General features: G+C 54.4%; 6 protein-coding genes. 4 read left to right on the top strand and 2 right to left on the bottom strand.

What is annotated here, in order from left to right:
• Nucleotides 1-102: 102 nt before the first annotated feature.
• Both rsgA and DI14_RS00620 read left to right on the top strand, forming a co-directional pair.
• On the top strand, nucleotides 103-1,077 hold the full coding sequence (gene rsgA, locus DI14_RS00615) for a ribosome small subunit-dependent GTPase A (protein WP_034803887.1): 975 nt from the start codon (nucleotides 103-105) through the stop codon (nucleotides 1,075-1,077).
• A 208-nt stretch (nucleotides 1,078-1,285) separates the two neighbouring features.
• Nucleotides 1,286-2,512, top strand: a complete 1,227-nt coding sequence (locus tag DI14_RS00620; protein ID WP_034803890.1) for an NADP-dependent malic enzyme — start codon at nucleotides 1,286-1,288, stop codon at nucleotides 2,510-2,512.
• A 39-nt stretch (nucleotides 2,513-2,551) separates the two neighbouring features.
• Here the strand turns inward: DI14_RS00620 and pflA are convergent, their stop codons facing one another.
• Both pflA and pflB read right to left on the bottom strand, forming a co-directional pair.
• Entirely contained in the window at nucleotides 2,552-3,268 is a 717-nt protein-coding gene (pflA, locus tag DI14_RS00625; protein WP_034803892.1) for a pyruvate formate-lyase-activating protein, read from the bottom strand.
• Between the two features lie 56 nt (nucleotides 3,269-3,324).
• Nucleotides 3,325-5,571 (bottom strand): formate C-acetyltransferase, encoded by a 2,247-nt coding sequence (gene pflB / locus DI14_RS00630; protein ID WP_034803894.1) that lies wholly within the window; start codon nucleotides 5,569-5,571, stop codon nucleotides 3,325-3,327.
• Nucleotides 5,572-5,932: 361 nt separating this feature from the next.
• Here pflB and DI14_RS00635 point away from each other — a divergent pair, with 361 nt between their 5' ends.
• Entirely contained in the window at nucleotides 5,933-6,355 is a 423-nt protein-coding gene (locus DI14_RS00635) for a hypothetical protein (protein ID WP_034803896.1), read from the top strand.
• A 54-nt stretch (nucleotides 6,356-6,409) separates the two neighbouring features.
• The coding region (locus DI14_RS00640; RefSeq protein WP_034803898.1) for a DEAD/DEAH box helicase at nucleotides 6,410-7,557 on the top strand (1,148 nt) is incomplete at its 3' end.

The raw sequence follows: 7,557 nt of genomic DNA on the forward strand, positions 1-7,557 counted from the left end.
AACGAAAGGATGATGTTTTATGAGCACCGTAATCCATGCAGTACCGACCTTGTCAGCCAATCGGAGGGCGACTGTCCTCCACTACTAAAGGGAGGATTCTATTTGAATCAAACAACAAGCACAACGGGACGTGTCACGGCACAGTTCCAACATATGTACACCGTCACGACAGAGAACGAAACCTACACGTGTAGCGTCTCCGGAAAATTTCGGCATGAGGCCGAGAGCGAGCGCGACTATCCCGTCATCGGCGACTATGTCGAGTTCACCGTTCGCGAGCATGGTCAAGGCTTGATTCGACGTCTCCTTGAACGACGCACTGTCCTTTCACGGGCAGCGGCCGGCAACGAGACGCGCGAACAGCTAATCTGCGCGAACGTCGATTTCATTTTACTCACGATGGCGTGCGGCCACGATTTCAACCTGCGCCGCCTCGAGCGTTATTCGCTCGCCGCATGGGAGACCGGCGCCACACCGCTCATCGTCTTGACGAAATCGGACCAAGTCGACAGCGCAGATGCCCTCGTCGACGAGCTCACGTTGACGGTTCCTGGGGTCGACGTCTTTCCTGTCAGTGCAGTCACTGGGGACGGCGTGGAAGCGTTGCGAGCCGCACTGCCGGGCGGAAGCACCATCGTCCTCGTCGGCTCGTCCGGTGTCGGGAAATCGACGCTGACGAACGCGCTCGCCGGGACGACCGTCGCCGAGACACAGGCCGTCCGCGAGAGCGATGAACGCGGCAAGCATACGACGACGCATCGCGAACTGTTCCAGATTGACGATTTGTTCGTCATCGACACGCCCGGGATGCGCGAGTTCGGACTTTGGGACGGGGCCGACCACCTTGACGATACGTTCCGCGATATCGAGACGCTCGCCGAGGCGTGTCGGTTCCGCGACTGTTCGCACGGCAACGAACCGGGCTGCGCCGTCCGAGCCGCCATCACATCCGGAACGCTCGATGCGAAACGGTATCAAAGCTTCGTCAAACTCGAGCGCGAACTCCGCTACGCCGAGAAACGACAAGCGGAAGCAGCTCGCATCGCCGAGAAGAAGAAACGAAAGACGAAAGCATAACGAATCGGGAGACACGGAAATAGCCGTGTCTCCTTCTTTTTACGGCTTCGATTAGTACCATATCCTAACACGAGTCCGATATTTATGAACATACGTTCAGAAATTGTTCCATTGAATGTGCACAAACCCCTCGAAAGAAAGCGGTTACTTCGTTACAATATACACGAATCGCCATAGACAAAATCGTTTTAGCCATAGGGAGAGAGACATGAAAACATTGAATGAACGCGCACTCGAGATGCATGCTTTCCATCACGGAAAATTGGAAACGACACCGAAAGTCGACGTCGACACGAAAGAGGCGCTCAGCCTCGCCTATTCACCGGGTGTAGCCGAGCCGTGCCGACGCATCGCTGACGATAAAGAATTATCTTATGACTATACACTCCGGGCCAATACGGTCGCCGTCGTCTCAGATGGTAGTGCCGTCCTCGGTCTCGGGAATATCGGACCGGAGGCCGCCCTCCCGGTCATGGAAGGGAAGGCCGTCTTGTTCAAAAGCTTCGCCGGGGTCGATGCGTTCCCCATCTGCCTAGACACGCATGACGTCGACGAGATCGTTCGGACGGTCGAACTGCTCGCACCGACGTTCGGCGCGGTCAACTTAGAAGACATCAAAGCACCCGAGTGTTTTGAAATCGAGGCTCGGTTGAAACAATCGCTTCCGATTCCCGTCTTCCATGACGACCAACACGGCACGGCCATCGTCGTCTTGGCCGGTCTCGTCAACGCGCTACGCCTTGTTGATAAGACGATGCCGGAACTCCGCGTCGTCATGAACGGGGCCGGTGCAGCCGGCATCGCCATCGCCAAATTATTGAAGCGTTTCGGTGTCGAAGACCTCGTCATCTGCGACACGAAAGGCGCGATTTACGAAGGTCGCGTCGAAGGGATGAACCCGTTCAAAGACCAAATCGCCAACGCGACGAACCGGAAGCAACACGAAGGATCGCTCGCCGACGTGCTCGAAGGGGCCGACGTCTTTATCGGCGTCTCGGCGGCCGGGGCTGTCACGGAAGACATGGTCCGTTCGATGGCCGTCGACCCGATCATCTTCGCCCTAGCGAACCCGATTCCAGAGATTATGCCGGACCTCGCGACAAACGCAGGCGCCCGCGTCGTCGCGACCGGCCGTTCGGACTTCGCCAACCAAGTGAACAACGTCCTCGCCTTCCCAGGCATTTTCCGCGGCGCGCTTGACGTTCGCGCGACCGAAATCAATGAGGAAATGAAGGAAGCCGCCGTCCATGCGATTGCCGACCTAGTGACCGAGGAAGATTTGACGAACGGGGTCGTCATCCCGAGTCCGTTCGATGAACGCGTCGCACCGGCCGTAGCCGTCGCGGTCGCTACCGCGGCCGTCGAGACCGGCGTCGCCAAACGCCCGCTCGATGAGGAAGCCATCCGGCTGCACGTGAGTCAAAAGCATTTATAATCCAAAAACTGCGCAGACCGTGTTGGTCTACGCAGTTTTTTAAATCGTTCCTTGTAAGATCCCTTCCGCCCATTCGACTTCTTCCGTCGTCGGTGGTTTGATTCCTTTGAGCGGATAGTCGAGACCGAGCGCCTCCCATTTATAGACGCCCATCTCATGGTACGGTAAGATTTCGACTTTCTCGACGTGATCGAGTTTTTGAATGAACGCTGCCGTGCGGCGGAGTGCGCCTTCATCGAGTGTCCATTCCGGGACGAGGACGTGGCGAATCCACATGTTCGTTCCGCGCTCGGATAAGTGTTCGGCGAGCGCGAGCGTGTTGACGTTGCTCCGTCCGGTCAGTTTCTTACACATGTCATCGTCGATATGTTTAATATCAAGCAAGACGAGATCGGTATGGTCCAAAATCGCGTCCAAGTTAGGGGGACGGAGTGCACCTGACGTGTCGAGTGTCGTATGGAGCCCGTGTTTCTTCGCCTCACGCAACAGCGCCTCTAAAAACTCTGGCTGCGCGAGCGGGTCGCCCCCAGAAATCGTGATGCCGCCTTTTGACGCTTCCATGAACGGACGATAGCTGAGCGCTTCTTGAATGACGTCCTCCGCCGAACGATGGTTATTCTTTTTGAAATCCCACGTATCAGCGTTATGGCAATAGAGGCAACGCAGCGCACAACCTTGTAAAAAGACGATAAAACGAATTCCCGGGCCGTCAACGGTTCCAAACGATTCGACCGAGTGTACATATCCCATTGTCATCGAAATGACCTCCTAACGAATGAGCGGCCCTCGAGTGAAGGCCGCCAAGCCTTTGTTTACAGTGAACCGTGGAACGTCCGGTTGATGACGTCGATCTGTTGCTCGCGTGTCAACTTGATGAAGTTGACCGCGTAACCTGAGACACGGATCGTGAGCTGTGGATATTCTTCCGGATGCTCCATCGCATCGAGCAACGTCTCACGGTTGAAGACGTTGACGTTCAAGTGATGGCCTTTATGTGCCCCGCCCATATAACCGTCAAGGAGTGCCGCCAAGTTGAGTTCACGTGCCACTTCTTCTTTACCGAGCGCTTTCGGGACGATCGAGAACGTGTAGGAGATACCGTCTTGCGCGTGTTCGAACGGGAGTTTCGCGACTGATGAGAGCGACGCGGCTGCCCCTTTCGTATCCCGGCCGTGCATCGGGTTCGCACCTGGTGCGAACGGTTCGCCGGCGCGACGTCCGTCTGGTGTGTTCCCTGTCTTCTTGCCGTAGACGACGTTTGATGTGATCGTCAAGACCGACTGCGTATGGAGCGCATCACGGTACGTTTTATGCTTGCGTACTTTTTCCATGAACGATTCAACGAGTTCGACGGCGATCGCATCGACACGGTCGTCGTTGTTGCCGAATTTAGGGAAGTCGCCTTCTGTCTCGAAGTCGACGGCGATGCCTTGTTCGTTTCGGACCGGTTTCACGGTCGCATATTTGATGGCTGACAGGCTGTCGGCTGTGACCGAGAGGCCGGCGATGCCGCATGCCATCGTCCGTAAAATCTCAGGGTCGTGGAGCGCCATCTCGATACGTTCGTACGCGTATTTGTCGTGCATGAAATGGATGACGTTGAGCGTGTTGACATATAGTTCAGCGAGCCAATCGAGCGTCCGGTCGAAGTCAGCGTACACTTTTTCGTACGTGAGGACGTCTTCCGTGTTCATCTCCCAAGCCGGTGCGATCTGGTCGCCGCTCTTCTCATCGCGTCCCCCGTTCATGCTATAGAGGAGTGCTTTCGCCATGTTGGCGCGAGCGCCGAAGAACTGCATCTGTTTCCCGATTTTCATCGGCGACACACAGCAGGCGATCCCATAATCGTCACCGAACGTCGGAAGCATGAGATCATCGTTTTCATATTGGATAGCCGACGTCTCAATCGACATCTTCGCGCAGTATTGCTTGAACCCTTCTGGCAATCTCGTTGACCAGAGCACCGTCAAGTTCGGCTCAGGAGCCGGGCCGAGGTTTGAGAGCGAATGGAGGAAGCGGAACGAGCTCTTCGTCACGTTCGAGCGACCGTCTTCACTCATGCCACCGATTGACTCGGTCACCCATGTCGGGTCACCGGAGAACAGTTCGTTATAGTCTGGTGTCCGTAAAAACTTGACGATTCGAAGCTTCATAATGAAGTGATCAACGATTTCTTGGACATCCGACTCCGTCAAACGACCAGCTTCGATGTCACGCTCTGCATAGACGTCGAGGAACGTCGAAACGCGTCCGAGTGACATGGCGGCCCCGTTTTGTTCTTTGACGGCTGCGAGATAAGCAAGGTACACCCATTGATACGCCTCTTGTGTATTTTCCGCCGGACGGCCGAGGTCAAACCCGTACGCCGTACCGAGCTGTTTCAATTCTTGGAGCGCCCGGAGCTGTTCCGACATTTCTTCGCGTGTCCGAATATCGGCTTCAGACAAGAAGCCACCACGCTTCGCCAAATCTTTCTTCCGTTCAGCCATCAAGAAGTCGACACCATAAAGAGCGACGCGACGATAGTCTCCGATAATGCGTCCGCGTCCGTATGCATCAGGAAGACCCGTAATGATCCCCGATTTCCGCGCCGCACGCATTTCAGGCGTGTACGCATCGAAGACACCTTGGTTGTGCGTCTTCCGAATGTCCGAATAAATTTTGGTGATCTGCGGATCCGGCTCGAATCCGTACGATTCGAGTGCCGCATCGACCATCCGAATCCCGCCGTTCGGGTGGATTGAGCGTTTGAACGGCTCATCCGTCTGAACGCCGACGACTTTCTCTAACGCTTTGTCTAAGTATCCTGGTCCGTGCGAGATGATGGTCGATGGCGTATGTTGATCAACATCCCAAACCCCGCCACGTTCTCGCTCTTGTTTCGTCAATTCCATCACATGTGCCCAAAGACGATCCGTCGCCTCTGTCGGGCCCGCCAAGAAACGGTCGTCTCCCGTATACTCGTGCCGGTTCAATCGAATAAACTCCCCGACGTTCACTTCCGTCGTCCATTGACCAGGAACAAATCCTGACCACGCTGATTTGATTTCGGTTGCCATGGTTGGTCACTCCTCATAGGTTGAGATAACTGCCTGCTTTCTATAATATGAGTGTACGTGAAAAAGTGAACAAGATGTATTACGAACTTGTGAATGTTGTAACAATCTAATGAACGTTGATACATCTCACTATTTGTAAGCGCTTCACTATCTGTTATACTAGTCCATCACTCAAATTTGAAACAGATGAGGCGCATGGTTGCGTGACTTCAGCGTCATCTGTACTCCTCTTAGTTTTCTGTGACGAAGTATACAGATTTAAGCGTGATATCCCTCACACTTCAGGGATAGAACTTGAATTTTTGACGCATTTCAGACACAATGAAGGCAGAACATTGTAGAAGAGGAAGGGGTTCTTCCCATGACGTATGAACCATTGACACCTGAGCACGACTTGAAAGTCGGTGACCGAATTTCACTTAAAGTCGATTCAGCCGGAGAATCGCGTGACGGATTCATTACAGAATTTGAAGATGCAGGATTTTGGATTCGCTTCGATGATGACATCGAAAACGAAGATTTCATCGATTATCGAGACAGCTTACTCGTCGCGCTCGTCTCACGACCGATTGATGTCGTCGCGACGCATCCCGAGTTAAAACCGTATGAGCAGTTGGTGACGGAGTTACAGTACCGCGTCTACCAAGGGTTCACGCTCGAAGGCATCGAACGGACAGCCGACGGAATCGATGTGCACATTTCGCTCATCGAAGACGGCCAAACGTATACCCAGACACTGCGCTCGTCATTTGACGGCGACACCGAACATGTTCGTTATATTTGAGACAGGGAGCGCTTATGCTTCCTTTGTTTTTGCCCAACGATAAGGAGAACTGATATGAACTTTACAAAACCATTTATTAACGAAGCCTGGGAGCGCCTCGGCTTCACTGAACCAATGCCGGTCCAAGCAGAAGCGTTCCCGCTCTTGCTTGACGGCAAAGACGTGACCATCGAGGCGCCGACCGGCACCGGGAAGACGCTCGCCTATTTGTTACCGGCAATCGAGAAAATCGACCCGACGAACGAACGCATCCAAGTCGTCATCGTCGCCCCGACACGAGAACTCGTCATGCAGATTCAAAACGTCGCCCAACGCTTCACAGAGAAAGGTGATGTCCGCATCGCCTCGTTCATCGGTGGTGTTGAACTGAAACGCCAAATCGATCGTCTGAAGAAAAAGCCGCATTTGATCGTCGGGACACCGGGACGTCTCGTCGAATTGATTGAAAAGAAGAAATTAAAATTGCATGAGACGCATACGGTCATTCTCGATGAAGCGGATCAAATCATCGACAGCGGGTTGACCGAGACCGCGGAGCGGATCATCAAGCATACGGCAGCAAATCGCCAAATCGCGCTCGTGTCAGCGACGTTGACGGATTCGTTGAACGCCTGGGCCGCACCGTTCTTGAATGAACCGGCTCACATTAAAATCGAGCGGGCCGTGAATAACCAAGTGACGTTCGGCTACATGTTGACGACACGCCGCTACAAGCCGGAGCTACTCCGCCGTCTGTCTCACGTCGACGGTGTCAAAGCGCTCGCCTTCATCAACAACCGCTCGTTCTTGCCGCCTTTAAAAGGAGAGCTCGAGAAGATGAACGTGAACTATCGCATGCTCGACAGCTTAAAAGGCAAACGGGAACGCGTCGAGACGCTCCGTGAATTCCGCAAAGGCGAGTACCCACTCCTCATCACGACGGGCCTTGCCGCTCGCGGCCTCGACATCGAAGAAGTGACGCACGTCGTCCATTTCGACTTGCCCGAATCGATTGACGACTTCATTCACCGCTCGGGCCGGACGGCTCGTGGAAACGCGGCCGGGACTGTGCTCTCCCTCGTGACCGATGAGGACTTGAAGCACTTGAAGGCGTTCGCCCGTCAACTCGGCGTCGAATTGAAGGAGCTCGAGATTTACCGCGGTGACGTCATCGAGAAACGCATCGAAGACAAACCGAAAGTCATCAAGCGCCCTGCGAACAA

It is taken from the genome of Exiguobacterium sp. AB2, assembly GCF_000696055.1.
Classification (GTDB): Bacteria; Bacillota; Bacilli; order Exiguobacteriales; family Exiguobacteriaceae; genus Exiguobacterium; species Exiguobacterium alkaliphilum.

Coding starts and splice junctions, on each gene's coding strand:
- DI14_RS00620 (WP_034803890.1), top strand. CDS start 1,286: ATGAAAACATTGAATGAACGCGCACTCGAGATGCATGCTTTCCATCAC.
- pflA (WP_034803892.1), bottom strand. CDS start 3,268: ATGACAATGGGATATGTACACTCGGTCGAATCGTTTGGAACCGTTGAC.
- pflB (WP_034803894.1), bottom strand. CDS start 5,571: ATGGCAACCGAAATCAAATCAGCGTGGTCAGGATTTGTTCCTGGTCAA.
- DI14_RS00635 (WP_034803896.1), top strand. CDS start 5,933: ATGACGTATGAACCATTGACACCTGAGCACGACTTGAAAGTCGGTGAC.